This window comes from Aggregatibacter kilianii (assembly GCF_003129965.1).
Classification (GTDB): domain Bacteria; phylum Pseudomonadota; class Gammaproteobacteria; order Enterobacterales; family Pasteurellaceae; genus Aggregatibacter; species Aggregatibacter kilianii_A.
In genome coordinates this window covers 35,972-50,179 of record NZ_NRCJ01000009.1, presented here as the reverse complement: position 1 = coordinate 50,179, position 14,208 = coordinate 35,972, and the positions used below count along the sequence as shown (strand labels likewise).

General features: G+C 46.2%; 14 protein-coding genes and 2 tRNA genes. 10 read left to right on the top strand and 6 right to left on the bottom strand.

Annotation, left to right across the window (positions count from 1 at the left end; translation table 11 throughout):
- Positions 1-7 precede the first annotated feature (7 nt).
- Positions 8-832: a diaminopimelate epimerase gene (dapF, locus tag DK430_RS08080; RefSeq protein WP_109078571.1), complete on the bottom strand. Its 825-nt coding sequence runs from the start codon at positions 830-832 to the stop codon at positions 8-10.
- Positions 833-1,061: 229 nt separating this feature from the next.
- On the opposite strand from dapF, the gene asd reads away from it, so the two are divergent.
- Positions 1,062-2,174, top strand: coding sequence for an aspartate-semialdehyde dehydrogenase (asd, locus tag DK430_RS08075; RefSeq protein WP_109078570.1), 1,113 nt, complete (start codon positions 1,062-1,064; stop codon positions 2,172-2,174).
- 66 nt (positions 2,175-2,240) lie between these two features.
- Here the strand turns inward: asd and DK430_RS08070 are convergent, their stop codons facing one another.
- Positions 2,241-2,888 (bottom strand): helix-hairpin-helix domain-containing protein, encoded by a 648-nt coding sequence (locus tag DK430_RS08070; protein WP_109078569.1) that lies wholly within the window; start codon positions 2,886-2,888, stop codon positions 2,241-2,243.
- A 250-nt stretch (positions 2,889-3,138) separates the two neighbouring features.
- Between DK430_RS08070 and clpB the strand changes: the two genes are divergently transcribed.
- Positions 3,139-5,709 (top strand): ATP-dependent chaperone ClpB, encoded by a 2,571-nt coding sequence (gene clpB, locus DK430_RS08065; protein WP_109078568.1) that lies wholly within the window; start codon positions 3,139-3,141, stop codon positions 5,707-5,709.
- 113 nt (positions 5,710-5,822) lie between these two features.
- Here the strand turns inward: clpB and DK430_RS08060 are convergent, their stop codons facing one another.
- Complete coding sequence (locus tag DK430_RS08060; protein ID WP_109078567.1) at positions 5,823-6,320, bottom strand: surface-adhesin E family protein; 498 nt, start codon at positions 6,318-6,320, stop codon at positions 5,823-5,825.
- A gap of 184 nt (positions 6,321-6,504) precedes the next feature.
- Between DK430_RS08060 and purM the strand changes: the two genes are divergently transcribed.
- Both purM and purN read left to right on the top strand, forming a co-directional pair.
- Positions 6,505-7,542 carry a phosphoribosylformylglycinamidine cyclo-ligase gene (gene purM / locus DK430_RS08055; protein WP_109078566.1) on the top strand — a complete coding sequence of 346 codons (1,038 nt, stop codon included), beginning with the start codon at positions 6,505-6,507 and terminating at the stop codon, positions 7,540-7,542.
- Entirely contained in the window at positions 7,542-8,180 is a 639-nt protein-coding gene (purN, locus tag DK430_RS08050) for a phosphoribosylglycinamide formyltransferase (protein ID WP_109078565.1), read from the top strand. Before purM ends, purN begins: the two co-directional genes overlap by 1 nt.
- A gap of 394 nt (positions 8,181-8,574) precedes the next feature.
- Here the strand turns inward: purN and DK430_RS08045 are convergent, their stop codons facing one another.
- Both DK430_RS08045 and trmB read right to left on the bottom strand, forming a co-directional pair.
- Entirely contained in the window at positions 8,575-8,913 is a 339-nt protein-coding gene (locus DK430_RS08045) for a YggL family protein (protein ID WP_109078564.1), read from the bottom strand.
- Between the two features lie 30 nt (positions 8,914-8,943).
- Positions 8,944-9,699 carry a tRNA (guanosine(46)-N7)-methyltransferase TrmB gene (gene trmB / locus DK430_RS08040; protein ID WP_109078563.1) on the bottom strand — a complete coding sequence of 252 codons (756 nt, stop codon included), beginning with the start codon at positions 9,697-9,699 and terminating at the stop codon, positions 8,944-8,946.
- A gap of 216 nt (positions 9,700-9,915) precedes the next feature.
- On the opposite strand from trmB, the gene mutY reads away from it, so the two are divergent.
- The 5 genes from mutY (at position 9,916) to DK430_RS08015 (ending at position 12,752) form a co-directional block, all read left to right on the top strand.
- On the top strand, positions 9,916-11,055 hold the full coding sequence (gene mutY / locus DK430_RS08035; RefSeq protein WP_109078562.1) for an A/G-specific adenine glycosylase: 1,140 nt from the start codon (positions 9,916-9,918) through the stop codon (positions 11,053-11,055).
- On the top strand, positions 11,033-11,308 hold the full coding sequence (locus DK430_RS08030) for an oxidative damage protection protein (protein WP_109078561.1): 276 nt from the start codon (positions 11,033-11,035) through the stop codon (positions 11,306-11,308). The genes mutY and DK430_RS08030 overlap by 23 nt, the downstream gene beginning before the upstream one ends.
- 5 nt (positions 11,309-11,313) lie before the next feature.
- Positions 11,314-12,393, top strand: a complete 1,080-nt coding sequence (mltC, locus tag DK430_RS08025; protein ID WP_109078560.1) for a membrane-bound lytic murein transglycosylase MltC — start codon at positions 11,314-11,316, stop codon at positions 12,391-12,393.
- A 203-nt stretch (positions 12,394-12,596) separates the two neighbouring features.
- Positions 12,597-12,672, top strand: a tRNA-Phe gene (locus DK430_RS08020).
- Between the two features lie 4 nt (positions 12,673-12,676).
- Positions 12,677-12,752, top strand: a tRNA-Asn gene (locus DK430_RS08015).
- Between the two features lie 139 nt (positions 12,753-12,891).
- Here DK430_RS08015 and DK430_RS08010 read toward each other — a convergent pair.
- Positions 12,892-13,485 carry a YajG family lipoprotein gene (locus tag DK430_RS08010; RefSeq protein ID WP_109078559.1) on the bottom strand — a complete coding sequence of 198 codons (594 nt, stop codon included), beginning with the start codon at positions 13,483-13,485 and terminating at the stop codon, positions 12,892-12,894.
- A 102-nt stretch (positions 13,486-13,587) separates the two neighbouring features.
- Between DK430_RS08010 and DK430_RS08005 the strand changes: the two genes are divergently transcribed.
- A complete protein-coding gene (locus DK430_RS08005) occupies positions 13,588-13,899 on the top strand; it encodes a BolA family protein (RefSeq protein WP_109078558.1) in 312 nt (103 codons plus the stop codon).
- The last annotated feature ends 309 nt before the right edge of the window (positions 13,900-14,208 follow it).

Sequence of the window (14,208 nt, the reverse complement as noted above, 5' to 3'; positions counted from 1 at the left end):
GCGATTCCTACAAATAAACCACGCCGTCATAAACGTGAGTGGCGGAGCCCGTCATGTAAAGCGGATGTCCTTCGCCCTGCCATTCGATAGTCAAACTGCCGCCGGGCAAATCCACCTGCACTTCGTTATCCAGCAAGCCTTGCATAATGCCCACCGCCACCGCCGCACAAGCACCGCTGCCGCAAGCTTGGGTTTCGCCCGCACCGCGTTCATACACGCGTAATTTAATATGTTTACGATTCACCACCTGCATAAAACCCGCATTGACACGCTCCGGAAAGCGTTCATGATTTTCCAGCAACGGCCCCAACTTTTCTACGTTAGCGGTTTGAATATCCTCCACCTGCACCACGCAGTGCGGGTTGCCCATAGATACCGCGCCACACAGCACCGTTTGGATTTCCGTGCGTAGAATATAATTTTTCTCGAATTTATTGGCGGTAAACGGAATTTTATTCGGCTCCCAAATGGGCTCGCCCATGTTCACCCGCACGTTGTCATCCTCTTTCACGGTCAATACCATTTTGCCGTTTTGCGTGCTGACGGCGATGTCTTTTTTATTGGTTAAGCCTTTGAGCGTCACAAAACGGGCAAAACAGCGCGCGCCGTTGCCACATTGCGCCACCTCGCTGCCGTCCGCGTTAAAAATACGATAATGGAAATCCAGATCGGGATCATAAGGCGGCTCCACCACCAGCAACTGGTCAAAACCAATGCCGCGATGGCGATCCGCCAGCCGTTTAATGGTGTCCGTCGGAAAATAAACGTTCTGCGTCACCGCATCCACCACCATAAAATCATTGCCCAACCCGTGCATTTTGGAAAATTGCATGTGTATCCTTAAATTCATTCAAACAATGCCGAGCATTATAATCAGCCCTATTCGCTGAGTAAATCTATTGCTTCTATACCTGAGAGGAGAAAAAGTGCGGTGGTTTTTTCAATTATTTTTAAAAACGAAAAAAATATCGGAAAAACACTTGCTTTTGTGCGTGATCTCTTGCTATTAATTAAGCCCTTACACAACATCTTTTCAATCTCTCATCTAGAAGGACAAACTTATGAAAAACGTTGGTTTTATCGGTTGGCGCGGAATGGTGGGTTCCGTTTTAATGGATCGTATGCAGCAGGAAAATGATTTTGCGAACATCAATCCGATTTTCTTTACCACTTCCCAAGCAGGACAACCTGCACCGACTTTCGGCGGCAAAAACGCCGGCACCTTGAAAAATGCGTTCGACATTGAAGAACTGAAAAAACTCGACATTATCGTGACCTGCCAAGGCGGCGATTACACCAACGACGTTTATCCGAAATTGAAAGCCACCGGCTGGAACGGCTACTGGGTGGATGCGGCATCTGCGCTGCGTATGGAAAAAGACGCGATTATCGTGTTGGATCCGGTCAATCAACACGTGATCAGCGAAGGCTTGAAAAACGGTGTGAAAACCTATGTAGGCGGTAACTGCACTGTCAGTTTAATGCTCATGGCGTTAGGCGGATTATTTGAAAAAGATTTAGTGGAATGGATTTCCGTTGCCACTTACCAAGCCGCGAGCGGCGCCGGCGCGAAAAATATGCGTGAATTGTTGGTGCAAATGGGCGAATTAAACGGTGAAGTGAAAGGCTTGCTGGCGGATCCGAATTCTTCCATTTTAGACATTGAACGCGCCGTCACCGCAAAAATGCGCGACAAAGATTTCCCGATTGACAACTTCGGCGCACCGCTGGCGGGCAGCCTGATTCCTTGGATCGACAAATTATTGGAAAGCGGTCAAACCAAAGAGGAATGGAAAGGTTATGCGGAAACCAACAAAATTCTGGGCTTGAGCGATAACCCGATTCCGGTAGATGGCTTATGCGTACGTATCGGTGCTTTGCGTTGCCACAGCCAAGCGTTCACCATCAAACTGAAACGCGACATTCCGCTTGCCGAAATCGAACAAATTTTAGCCTCTCACAACGAATGGGTGAAAGTGATCCCGAACGACAAAGAAACCACCTTGCGTGAACTCACTCCAACCAAAGTCACCGGCACATTAAGCGTTCCGGTCGGGCGTTTACGCAAACTTAATCTCGGGCCGGAATATTTGGCGGCATTCACTGTGGGCGACCAATTATTATGGGGCGCGGCAGAACCGATTCGCCGTATTTTGGTGCAGTTGGTGAAATAATTAAACCGATTCCAAAAACAAAGGGCTGTTCAACACAGCCCTTATTTTTATCCGTCATCCGCAGGATTAATTAAAACGCACGTGGGATTTCACTTTTTCTAATGTAGAATCGCCAATGCCCGGCACGTTGGACAACTCGTTTAGATTTTTAAATTTGCCGTTTTTCTCACGATATTCAACGATCGCCTTGGCTTTCGCTTCACCGATGCCGGACAGGCTTTCTAATGTCGCTGCGTCGGCGGTGTTAATGTCCACTTTTTTGCTACGTGTGATTTTGGCTTTATTTTCCACCGCACTTTTCTCTTTGGTTGTGGATTTATCTTCCACCGGCGCCGGTTTTTCATTTTTGAATTTATCTTTTACTGCCTTTTTCCCTTCTGAAAATTTTTCTTTGGTGGCATCTTTCGCTTCGGTGAATTTTTCCTTAGTGGCGTCTTTCGCTTCAGTGAATTTTTCTTTGGTGGCGTCCTTCACTTCGGTAAATTTCTCTTTGGTCGCCTCTTTCGCTTCAACAAAAGTTTCTTTTGTCGCGTCTTTGACTTTCACCGCGCCTTCTTTGACTTTGCCGCCCACGGTTTTGCTCTCTTCCTTCACGGTTTGCCAGGCGGATTTCGCCCCATCCTTAACTTCCGAAAAGACGCTTTCTTCTGCGAATACGGTGGTGGAAACGGTCATGGCGACGGCTAAAGCAAGCAGCGATTTTAATGATTTCATGTTTTCTTCCTTTTCTGATGAATGAAAAAACACGGTGAAAACGCACCGCACTTTTCTCTGTTAAATGTTCTCGTTAGAACAAAAAGAGGCAGGAAAAGTTCAAGCGAAACAAAACCTATCAAATCTAAAAAATCAATAGGCAACATTAAAAAATTTAATTTTTTCCCTTGAAATCTTTTAAAACGATCTTATTTAATTTTGGCGAACAAATGTTCAATTGAACATCCATGAACTTTCAAGGGAAGAGATTATGAATATTGAAAAATTTACCACAAAATTCCAACAAGCCTTGGCGGAAGCGCAATCTTTAGCGGTCGGCAAGGATAATCAATATATTGAACCGGTGCATTTATTGAGCGCATTGTTAAATCAACAAGACGGCTCTGTAGCGCCGATTTTAACCGCCGGCGGCGTGAACGTTGCCGTGTTGCGTAACGAACTTAACACCGAACTTGCCAAACTTCCGCAAGTATCCGGCAATGGCGGCGACGTGCAAATTTCCCGTCAGTTGCTTAACATCTTGAATTTGTGTGACAAATTGGCACAACAACGGCAGGATAAATTCATTTCGTCCGAAATCTTTTTGCTTGCGGCGTTAGAAGAAAAAGGCGCCGTAAGCGATATGCTGAAAAAGTGCGGTGCGAAAAAAGAACAAATTTTACAAGCCATCGAGCAGATTCGCGGAGGACAAAAAGTGAACGATCAAAATGCGGAAGAAAGCCGTCAGGCATTAGAAAAATATACCATCGACTTAACCGCCCGTGCAGAAAGCGGCAAATTGGATCCGGTGATTGGACGTGACGAAGAAATCCGCCGCACCATTCAAGTGCTACAACGCCGCACCAAAAACAATCCGGTGCTCATCGGTGAACCGGGCGTGGGTAAAACCGCCATTGTGGAAGGGTTGGCGCAACGTATCGTGAATGGCGAAGTGCCGGAAGGCTTGAAGAACAAACGCGTGCTTTCCCTTGATATGGGCGCGTTAATCGCCGGGGCGAAATATCGCGGCGAATTTGAAGAGCGACTGAAAGCCGTTTTAAATGAACTTGCCAAAGAAGAAGGCAGAGTGATTTTATTCATCGACGAAATTCACACCATGGTGGGCGCGGGCAAAACTGACGGCGCCATGGACGCGGGCAACTTGTTAAAACCAAGTTTGGCGCGCGGTGAATTGCACTGCGTGGGCGCAACCACTTTGGATGAATACCGTCAATACATTGAAAAAGACGCGGCGCTTGAACGTCGTTTCCAAAAAGTGTTTGTGGGCGAACCGAGCGTGGAAGACACCATCGCCATTTTGCGCGGCTTGAAAGAACGTTATGAAATCCATCACCATGTGCAAATTACCGACCCGGCAATCGTGGCGGCGGCAACGCTTTCTCATCGCTACATTTCCGATCGTCAGTTGCCGGATAAAGCCATCGATTTGATCGACGAAGCGGCATCCAGCATTCGTATGGAAATTGACTCCAAACCGCAACCGTTGGATCGTTTGGATCGCCGTATTATCCAGCTCAAACTGGAACAACAGGCGTTACAAAAAGAGGATGATGACGCCAGCCGTAAACGTTTGGAAATGTTAGAAAAGGAATTGGCGGAAAAAGAACGGGAATACGCCGAATTAGAAGAAGTGTGGAAATCCGAAAAAGCCGCGCTGTCCGGCACTCAACACATTAAAGCGGAATTGGAAAACGCCCGTACGCAAATGGAACAAGCCCGCCGCGCCGGTGATTTGAGTAAAATGTCCGAGTTGCAATACGGAAAAATTCCGGAATTGGAAAAACAATTAGCGGCGGCAGAAGGTGCGGAAGGCAAAGAAATGACCTTGCTGCGCTATCGCGTAACTGATGAGGAAATCGCCGAAGTGCTTTCCCGCGCCACCGGCATTCCTGTCGCCAAAATGATGGAAGGCGAAAAAGAAAAATTATTGCGCATGGAAGAGTTCCTGCACAAACGGGTTATCGGTCAAAACGAAGCGGTGGATGCCGTGGCAAACGCCATTCGTCGTAGCCGTGCAGGTCTAGCGGATCCGAATCGTCCGATTGGTTCTTTCTTATTCTTAGGGCCGACCGGCGTGGGTAAAACCGAGTTGTGTAAAGCGTTGGCTTCCTTCTTGTTCGACAGCGAAGACGCCATGGTGCGAATCGATATGTCCGAATTCATGGAAAAACACAGCGTATCCCGTTTGGTGGGCGCACCTCCGGGCTATGTGGGCTATGAAGAAGGCGGTTATTTAACCGAAGCGGTGCGTCGCCGTCCGTATTCCGTGATTTTGCTCGACGAAGTGGAAAAAGCCCATCACGATGTGTTCAACATTTTGTTGCAAGTGTTGGATGACGGTCGTTTAACCGACGGACAGGGCAGAACCGTGGATTTCCGTAATACGGTGGTGATCATGACGTCCAACCTTGGTTCCGACTTGATTCAGGAACACGCCCAAAAAGGCTACGACACCGTGAAAGATATGGTGATGGAAGTGGTCGGTCGTTATTTCCGTCCGGAATTTATCAACCGTATCGACGAAACCGTGATGTTCCATCCGTTGAACAAAGAGAATATTCGTCAAATCGCCGATATTCAATTAAGACGCTTGACCCGTCGTATGGAAACCCATGGGTATGTGTTGAGCTTTACCGATGCAACCCTTGATTTCATCAGCGACATCGGTTACGACCCGATTTTCGGTGCACGTCCGCTCAAACGGGCAATTCAACAGGAAATCGAAAATCCGTTGGCGCAACAAATTTTATCCGGCGCCTTGCTGCCTGATAAAGTCATCGATGTGGATTATGTGGACGGTCAAATCGTGGCGAAGCAATAAGCCGTAACCGCTTAAAAACAAAAGCTATTTAGTGAAAGCTAAATGGCTTTTTGTCATCTCGAGACAGTAAAGTGCGGTTAAAAAAACATTGAGAATGTTGACCGCACTTTTTCCTACTTCCGCCGATACATATTCGCGCACATCACTTGCCCCAAGATGTACAGAGAGGATTGCGGTTGCAGTGTGATAGTGTGCTGGGATTGGCGCTTCGGTGCAGTGCGGATGCCATCGCCCCAGAAATCGGCGTAGAAATCACTACGCACATGGGTGAAATGGAAATTTTCACAATTCAGAATTTTATATTGACGTATGGATTTGGCGAAAAGCGTCGGATACTCTTTAAACACATATAACCCTTTATCCAGGTTAATCACCGCATCAAAGTAAATCAAACGTTTGTCTTGGTTATCTACCCAAACGGAATCCATATCCACATAATAAAAAATGCCCGGTACGAGTTGTAAAAAACCGGTTTTGGTGTCTTTCGGCGGGGTAATCGGCACCTCGTCCTGCTGCGCCGTTGCGGCATTTTTCGCCGAGGTGTGGGTTGAATGGAAATTTGTGCAGGCAGCCAATAAAAGTGCGGTAAGAATTACGATCGTTTTTTTCATATCAGACTCCTTTTGCATTCCGACCTCTTATTTCCTATGTCTTTCATTTTGGCACAATTCGGGGGGAATAGCTAACTGAAAGCACCTCCGACAAGAAAAATCCCTTGCATATATCGCAAACGATTGCGTAAGCGTGATACAATGCGCATCATTTTTTCGATCCAGCAATTAACAGGAAGCAATCGTGAGCAAACAATCCTTAAGTTACAAAGATGCCGGCGTAGATATCAACGCCGGCAACGAATTAGTCGAACGCATTAAGCCTGAAGTCAAACGCACAACCCGCCCTGAAGTCATGGGCGGCTTGGGCGGCTTTGGTGCGTTATGTGCCATTCCGGCGAAATATAAAGAGCCGATTTTGGTTTCCGGCACCGACGGCGTAGGCACAAAACTGCGTTTAGCCATTGACTTAAACCGCCACGACACCATTGGGATTGATTTGGTTGCCATGTGTGTGAACGATTTAGTGGTACAAGGGGCGGAACCGTTGTTCTTCCTGGATTATTATGCCACCGGCAAATTAGACGTGGATGTCGCCGCCAGCGTGATTAAAGGCATCGCCAACGGTTGCGAACAATCGGGCTGTGCCTTGGTCGGCGGTGAAACGGCGGAAATGCCGGGCATGTATCATCAAGGCGATTACGACCTTGCCGGCTTCTGCGTAGGCGTGGTAGAAAAATCCGAAATCATCGACGGCAGTGAAGTCAAAGTCGGCGATGCGTTAATCGCGCTCGGTTCCAGCGGGCCACACTCCAACGGCTATTCTTTAATTCGTAAAGTGGTTGATGTGTCAGGTGTCAATCCTGCCGAAGCGCAATTAGACGGTCGCCCGCTCGCCGATCACTTATTGGCACCAACTAAAATTTATGTGAAATCCATTTTACAGCTCATCAAACATGTTGACATACACGCCATAGCCCACTTAACCGGCGGCGGCTTCTGGGAAAATATCCCGCGTGTTTTGCCTGCAAGCGTCAAAGCCGTGATCAATGAAAATAGCTGGCAATGGCCGGCGGTATTCGATTGGTTGCAGCAACAGGGCAACATCACCGACCATGAAATGTACCGCACCTTTAACTGCGGCGTGGGCATGATTGTGGCACTGCCGCAGGAAGATGTGGAAACTGCTCTCGGTTTATTGCACCAAGCCGGCGAGAAAGCTTGGGTTATCGGTGAAGTACAACATTTAGGCAACGACGAAGAACAAGTGATTATTCGCTAATGAAAAAAATCGTTGTTTTACTTTCCGGCGAGGGAACGACTTTGCAGGCGATTATGGATGCCTGCAAGTCTTCCTACATCCATGCCGAAATCGTTGGCGTATTCAGCAACAAGGCGGATGCTTTCGGGTTACAACGGGCAAAAAGTGCGGTCATTTTTCACCGCACTTTTTTACGCCGTGATTTTGCCGATAACGCAGAAATGGATCGCCGCATCGGCGATGAAATCGAATGCTTACAGGCGGATTTAATCGTACTTGCCGGTTACATGAAAATCCTCAGCCCTGAATTCACTCAACGCTTCGCCGGTAAAATTCTGAATATTCACCCGTCTCTGTTGCCCAAATACCCCGGACTCAATACCTATCAACGCGCCTTGGATGCCGGCGAAACCGAACACGGTATGAGCATTCATTTCGTTAATGAAGATGTGGATGGCGGCGCCGTCATATTACAGGCGAAAGTGCCTATTTTCCCCGAAGACACCGTTACCGACATTGAGGAACGGGTCAAAGAACAGGAACAGCGTTTTTATCCTTTAGCCATCAAATGGTTTATAGACGACCGCCTAAAACTGGTCGGCAATCAGGCTTATTTAGATGGTGAGTTGCTGCCGGCGCAGGGATATGCGGTGGATTAGATAAAAAGCAAGAATATAGATGAAGCAATTGCAAAACTTAATCAGGCTTTGGATGAGATTGAAGATAAAGACTCTCAACTTGAGGAACAAAATAATGTCCAATTTTGGCTTGGGATCACTCCATTAAGGCTAAAGGAATCACCGAAGCAAAAAAATTGTTTGAACAAGCAATTGGTTAACGAGATGAAAAAAATGCCCGAATGTTAAGGTTTCTCGTTCATCATTGCCAATTTATACCAATCCTCCGATGAAGAAAGATTAAACCAAAAAAGTTTCCATAGTATTGGAAACTTTTTCTAGCCGTCTTCTTTCTCTAATAAAAAAATGAGAAACGTGTAAAAAAATAACCGCACTTTACAAATAAAAATGCGGTTATTAAATAAGAAAAGTAACATTACTTAGTCGGATAATCCCACCAAATATCAAACAACTCACTCACTTCAACTTGTTGTAAGCCGTTTTGGGTTAACCAGTTTTTCACTAATTCTTGGTGAGAAGCATCGCATTTGCCGATTTTTTCCAAGCAAACCAAACCTTCCCAATGTAAATAGCCGCTGCCTTCGTAAGCCAGTCCGTTTGGTTGGATGACGTCGCTGATGAAACGGTCAACGGTGCTGTCGATTTGCTCCACGGAAGTGCCTTCGGCGAATTGCCATTGCACCAAAAAGCCTAATTCTTGGAATTCTGCGATGTGCATTTTTTTGCGTTGTCTTTGATTACGTTTAATAGCCATGATGATGTCCTTTTGTTGAGGTGGATGAAATTAGGATTTGACGAAATACAAATCCCACACGCCATGCCCGAGGCGATGACCGCGTTGTTCGAATTTGGTCAGCGGGCGAAAATCGGGGCGGGGGATGTAGTCGTTTGCGGCGGAGGTGTTACGCAACTGCGGATATTGTTGCAATACCTCTAACATATGTTCCGCATAATTTTGCCAGTCGGTTGCCATGTGAATGAAAGCACCTGCTTGCAATTTGTTCAATAAGCCGTCGATAAAGTGCGGTTGTACGATACGACGTTTGTGGTGTCTGGCTTTGTGCCATGGATCGGGAAAGAACAACTGCATACCGCCGAGGCTGTGATCGGCAATGCTATCACGCAGAATTTCAGTGGCGTCGTGGCAAATCACGCGTAAGTTGGTGACGCCTTTTTCTACCGCGTAGGCGATACAGGCGCCGACACCGGGTGTGTGCACTTCAATGCCCAAATAATTTTTATCGGGATTTTGCGCTGCCATGTCTACTAGGGAGCTGCCCATACCAAAGCCGATTTCCAAAATGACGGGGTTGTCGTTACCATAAATTGCTTTGAAATTAAACGGCTGCGCTTGATAGTCCAAGCCCAACGCCGCCCAATTTTGGTTCATGGCGTTTTTTTGATAATCGCTCAAGCGCCCGGTGCGTAACACGAAGCTGCGCACTTTGCGCTTATAACGCCCGTCTTCTGTAAATTCGGCGGCTTCAACGGTTTTGCGTTTCTGGTCGGCAAAGGTCGGTTGTAATTGTGTGTCTAACATGAATTCTTGACATTGTTGTGTGCGGAAAATTTTAGCGGCTGATTATAGGCTGTTTCCGAACCATTGGCAATTTAGCCAATCAAACAAAAGGTATTTGTTAATCTTTAGTGAAGCAGGTTCGGGCTTTGTGTTAAACTTTGTCGGTTTTTTGTTTTATCGGGCGGCTGAAAAACACTTGAATTTTCAACCGCACTTTTAGTGAATTTATCAGGATTTATGCAGGCTCAATCATCTCCCAACGCGCCTTTTGCCCATGCCGTGCTGACGTGGTATGCCAAATTCGGGCGGAAGCACTTACCGTGGCAACAAAATAAAACTTTATACGGCGTTTGGTTGTCGGAAGTTATGTTGCAGCAAACGCAAGTGGCGACGGTGATACCCTATTTCGAGCGATTCGTAAAAACGTTTCCGAATTTGACCGCACTTGCCGATGCGCCGTTGGACGAAGTGCTGCATTTATGGACGGGTTTGGGCTACTACGCGCGGGCACGCAATTTGCATAAAGCCGCGCAGATCATGCGGGATCAGTATAGTGGCGAGTTTCCGATGGAATTTGAGCTGGTTTGGTCTCTGCCGGGAGTGGGGCGCAGTACGGCAGGGGCGGTGTTGTCTTCCTGTTTGAATGCGCCGTATCCGATTCTGGACGGCAACGTGAAGCGGGTGTTGTCCCGTTATTTTGCCGTGAGCGGTTGGCCGGGCGAAAAGAAAACGGAAGAACGGTTGTGGCGATTAACGGCAGAGATGACACCAACGGAACAGGTGGCGGATTTTAATCAGGCGATGATGGACATCGGCGCCATGGTGTGTACCCGTTCCAAGCCAAAATGCGATCTTTGCCCGTTGAAAACCGATTGCAAAGCGAACGCCGAGCAAAACTGGCAGGCATACCCGGGCAAAAAGCCGAAGAAAGCCCTGCCAGAGCGGGAAAGTTATTTTTTGTTGTTGGAAAAAGACGGCAAAATCGCCTTGCAACAACAGGAAAATAAAGGCTTATGGGGCGGGTTGTATTGTTTCCCGCAGTTTGCCGAAAAGCAGGCACTGCTGGCGTATCTGGCGGCAAACGGCATCAAGCAATATCAGGAATGGACGGCATTTCGCCACACGTTCAGCCATTTCCACTTGGATATTTATCCGATTTATGCACGAACGGACGAGCCAAAATTATCGGTAGACGAGAACCGCTCCGATTGGCAAAAAGTGGCGGAAAAGGGGGCGGAATATCAATCTGACCTATTAAGTGCGGTCAAATATTGGTATGATCCGCAAAATCCTGAACCTATCGGGCTGGCAACGCCCGTGAAGAATTTATTAACTCAATATGTAAGGAATCATTATGGCAAGAATGGTGTTTTGTGAACGTTTAAAACAAGAATCCGAAGGGTTGGATTTTCAGCTGTATCCGGGGGAATTGGGCAAACGTATTTTTGATTCTATTAGTAAACAGGCGTGGGGCGAGTGGATGAAAAAACAAACCATGCTGGTGAATGAAAAAAAATTAAACATGATGAACGCGGATCATCGTAAATTGCTGGAACAGGAAATGGTGAATTTTTTGTTTGAAGGTAAAGATGTGCACATTGAAGGTTATACGCCTCCTGAAGCGAAATAAGTAAAATGAAGAAGTATTTAATTTTAGCCTTAATTCCTTTTTTATATGCTTGTGGCGGCGGTACGTCACACCACAAGGGATTAGATTATGACGAAGCCTTTGCGAAAGATACGCGCGGGTTGGATATTTTAACCGGGCAATTCGCCAATAATATCGACCGCATTTGGGGGGTGAACGAGCTGTTGGTGGCGAGCCGTAAAGACTATGTGAAATACACGGATCGTTATTATACCCGTAGCCATGTCAGTTTTGACGAAGGTTTGATTACCATTGAAACACAGGCCGATTTGAACCGTCTGCACAATGCCATCGTGCATACCTTGTTGATGGGGTCCGATGCCAATGGCATTGATTTATTTGCTTCCGGCGACGTGCCGATTAGTTCCCGTCCGTTCTTGGTCGGGCAGGTGATTGATAATCAGGGCGGATCCATTACGGATCAGTTTACCGCGGGAAATTTCGCCACTTATTTAATTCAAAATAAATTGCAAACCCGCCGTTTGGCGAACGGTCATCAGGTGCAATTCGTAGTCATTCCGATGATTGCCAACCACGTTGAAGTGCGGGCGCAAAAATATCTGCCGATCGTGCGTAAAGTGGCGCGTCGTTATGGGTTAGACGAAAGCCTGATTCTTGGCATTATGCAAACGGAATCCAGTTTTAACCCGTATGCGATAAGCTATGCCAACGCCATGGGCTTGATGCAGGTGGTACCACATACCGCAGGGCGCGATGTGTTCCAAATGAAAGGCATGAGCGGTCAGCCAAGCAAGGCTTATTTATTCGATCCTGAGAAAAATATTGATGCCGGTGCGTCTTATTTGTGGCTGTTGCAAAACAAATATCTGGACGGTATTACCAATCCGACCTCAAAACGTTTTGCGATGATTTCCGCTTATAACAGCGGTGCTGGTGCGGTGTTACGCGTATTCAACGATGATAAAGACATGGCGATGATGCAAATCAATCAGCTTTATCCGGAACAGGTGTATCGTATTTTAACCACCAGCCATCCGTCCGCTCAGGCGAGAAATTATTTGGTGAAAGTGGACAAAGCACAGAAAAGTTATCGTGTGCGTCGCTGATTAGCCGGGTGTTTTTTCGTGCCCGCTGAGGTGTTTTTCAGCGGGCATTGTTTTATATGAGAAATAATAAATTCGACAAAAATGTAGCATTTATATACGTTTCGCTTGTTAAATGCACAACCAAGTTAATAATTTCCACTTTTTTAAAAATAGAGGTTGACTTGAAATCGAAAAAAACGTTTAATACGCACCACTGACGAGTTGCCTCGATAGCTCAGTCGGTAGAGCAGGGGATTGAAAATCCCCGTGTCGGTGGTTCGATTCCGCCTCGAGGCACCACTATTCCTCCTTAGTTCAGTCGGTAGAACGGTGGACTGTTAATCCATATGTCGCTGGTTCAAGTCCAGCAGGAGGAGCCAAATTCGAGAAAGCCGCTAAGTTATTAGCGGCTTTTGTTTTTTCTGTTTTTGTATCAGGATAATTATCTTAAAAAACACTTGAAATTCTGACCGCACTTTAGAAAAACACTAAAAAGTGCGGTCGTTTTCAACGGCGTTTTTAGTTCGCGTATTGATTAATCGCGTTGGAAATTTCCTGATCTTTGTAAATGGATTCCACTACTTCATTGAAGGTTTCGCCTAGCACTTTTTGGATTTCTTGATTTTTAGCGGAAAATGCGCCGGAGTGGGTGCGGCTGGCATTAATATTTTTAGTGAATTGCCCTCTGCGACCTTGTACATGAATGGCAAGTTGAATTTTGCTGTCAATGTCGTAGCGTAAGTTGCCTTGGTTTACTTTGGCGAAGAACTGCTGAATATCCACAGTGACGGCGGCATTTGAGTTGTTTGCCATACCGATACGGAATCCTTTGCTGACCAAATCCTGTTGTTCTACTTGTTGGAATAATTGAGTGACTTCAGGTGAAGCGAATAATTTGAATAACTGCCCTTGGTTAACGTAGCTACTGATTTCCGGCGCATTACGCATATCGCGGGTGGTGACATAAACGACGGCGGATTGATTGACATTCATTGAGGCTTTCGGTGCCGGTGGCGTGAATGTCAGCGTGCTGGGTTCGCTTTGACAGCCGGTTAACAATACGCTGGAAAGGAAAAGTGCGCCCAATGTAAGAGACTTGATCTTAAATTTCATAATATCCTCGATAGGTTTGAACAAAACGAGGTTATTCTTACAAACTTGCGGCATAAAGTATAGTATCGCCGCGTAATAATTGATTTTTAGGGACGGATTATGATGACCAAACAACAAGAATTGGAACAACGATTACAGCTGGAATTTCGACCGCACTTTATTGCTGTTGAGAACGAAAGCCATATGCATAGTTCGGGGCGTGGTGCGGACTCGCATTTTAAAGTGGTATTGGTCAGCGATGCCTTTGAAGGCGTAGGAAAAGTTGCCCGCCATCGTCAAGTTTATCAATTTTTAGCGCAGGATTTGCAACAAGGCATTCATGCCTTGGCGCTTCATCTTTATACATCATCCGAATGGGAAAAGTTAGGACAACAATTTCCTAAATCACCAAATTGTGCCGGTGTGGGACAATAATTTACCTCTTTATAATTATGCACATAAAAAGCAAAAATTGATTTTGTGCAAAGAAAGTGCATATTTTCATGAAAAATGAGCAAACAGTCGGCTTTCAAAGTGGCATGGAAGTTATTATTTGGTTAAAATAAGACATTTATTTTAGCAAAAATTTAACGTTTTTATGGGCGTGCAAGCCCGTGAAATCAAGACAGAATTTGAGTTTTATTTTTATCGGTTGGAGAGTGGTTATTCGGGCGTAATGCGGTATCGCGCTGCTTTCTTCTTTAATCATTTCAACAGCCATCACTCAAGACGAGGTAATAACCT

Excerpts from the sequence above, each read along its gene's own strand:
- purN (WP_109078565.1), top strand. The coding sequence starts at position 7,542 with ATGAAAAAAATCGTTGTTTTACTTTCCGGCGAGGGAACGACTTTGCAG.
- DK430_RS08070 (WP_109078569.1), bottom strand. The coding sequence starts at position 2,888 with ATGAAATCATTAAAATCGCTGCTTGCTTTAGCCGTCGCCATGACCGTT.
- trmB (WP_109078563.1), bottom strand. The coding sequence starts at position 9,699 with ATGTTAGACACACAATTACAACCGACCTTTGCCGACCAGAAACGCAAA.
- DK430_RS08030 (WP_109078561.1), top strand. The coding sequence starts at position 11,033 with ATGGCAAGAATGGTGTTTTGTGAACGTTTAAAACAAGAATCCGAAGGG.
- DK430_RS08045 (WP_109078564.1), bottom strand. The coding sequence starts at position 8,913 with ATGGCTATTAAACGTAATCAAAGACAACGCAAAAAAATGCACATCGCA.
- dapF (WP_109078571.1), bottom strand. The coding sequence starts at position 832 with ATGCAATTTTCCAAAATGCACGGGTTGGGCAATGATTTTATGGTGGTG.
- mltC (WP_109078560.1), top strand. The coding sequence starts at position 11,314 with ATGAAGAAGTATTTAATTTTAGCCTTAATTCCTTTTTTATATGCTTGT.
- mutY (WP_109078562.1), top strand. The coding sequence starts at position 9,916 with ATGCAGGCTCAATCATCTCCCAACGCGCCTTTTGCCCATGCCGTGCTG.
- DK430_RS08005 (WP_109078558.1), top strand. The coding sequence starts at position 13,588 with ATGACCAAACAACAAGAATTGGAACAACGATTACAGCTGGAATTTCGA.
- DK430_RS08010 (WP_109078559.1), bottom strand. The coding sequence starts at position 13,485 with ATGAAATTTAAGATCAAGTCTCTTACATTGGGCGCACTTTTCCTTTCC.
- clpB (WP_109078568.1), top strand. The coding sequence starts at position 3,139 with ATGAATATTGAAAAATTTACCACAAAATTCCAACAAGCCTTGGCGGAA.
- DK430_RS08060 (WP_109078567.1), bottom strand. The coding sequence starts at position 6,320 with ATGAAAAAAACGATCGTAATTCTTACCGCACTTTTATTGGCTGCCTGC.
- asd (WP_109078570.1), top strand. The coding sequence starts at position 1,062 with ATGAAAAACGTTGGTTTTATCGGTTGGCGCGGAATGGTGGGTTCCGTT.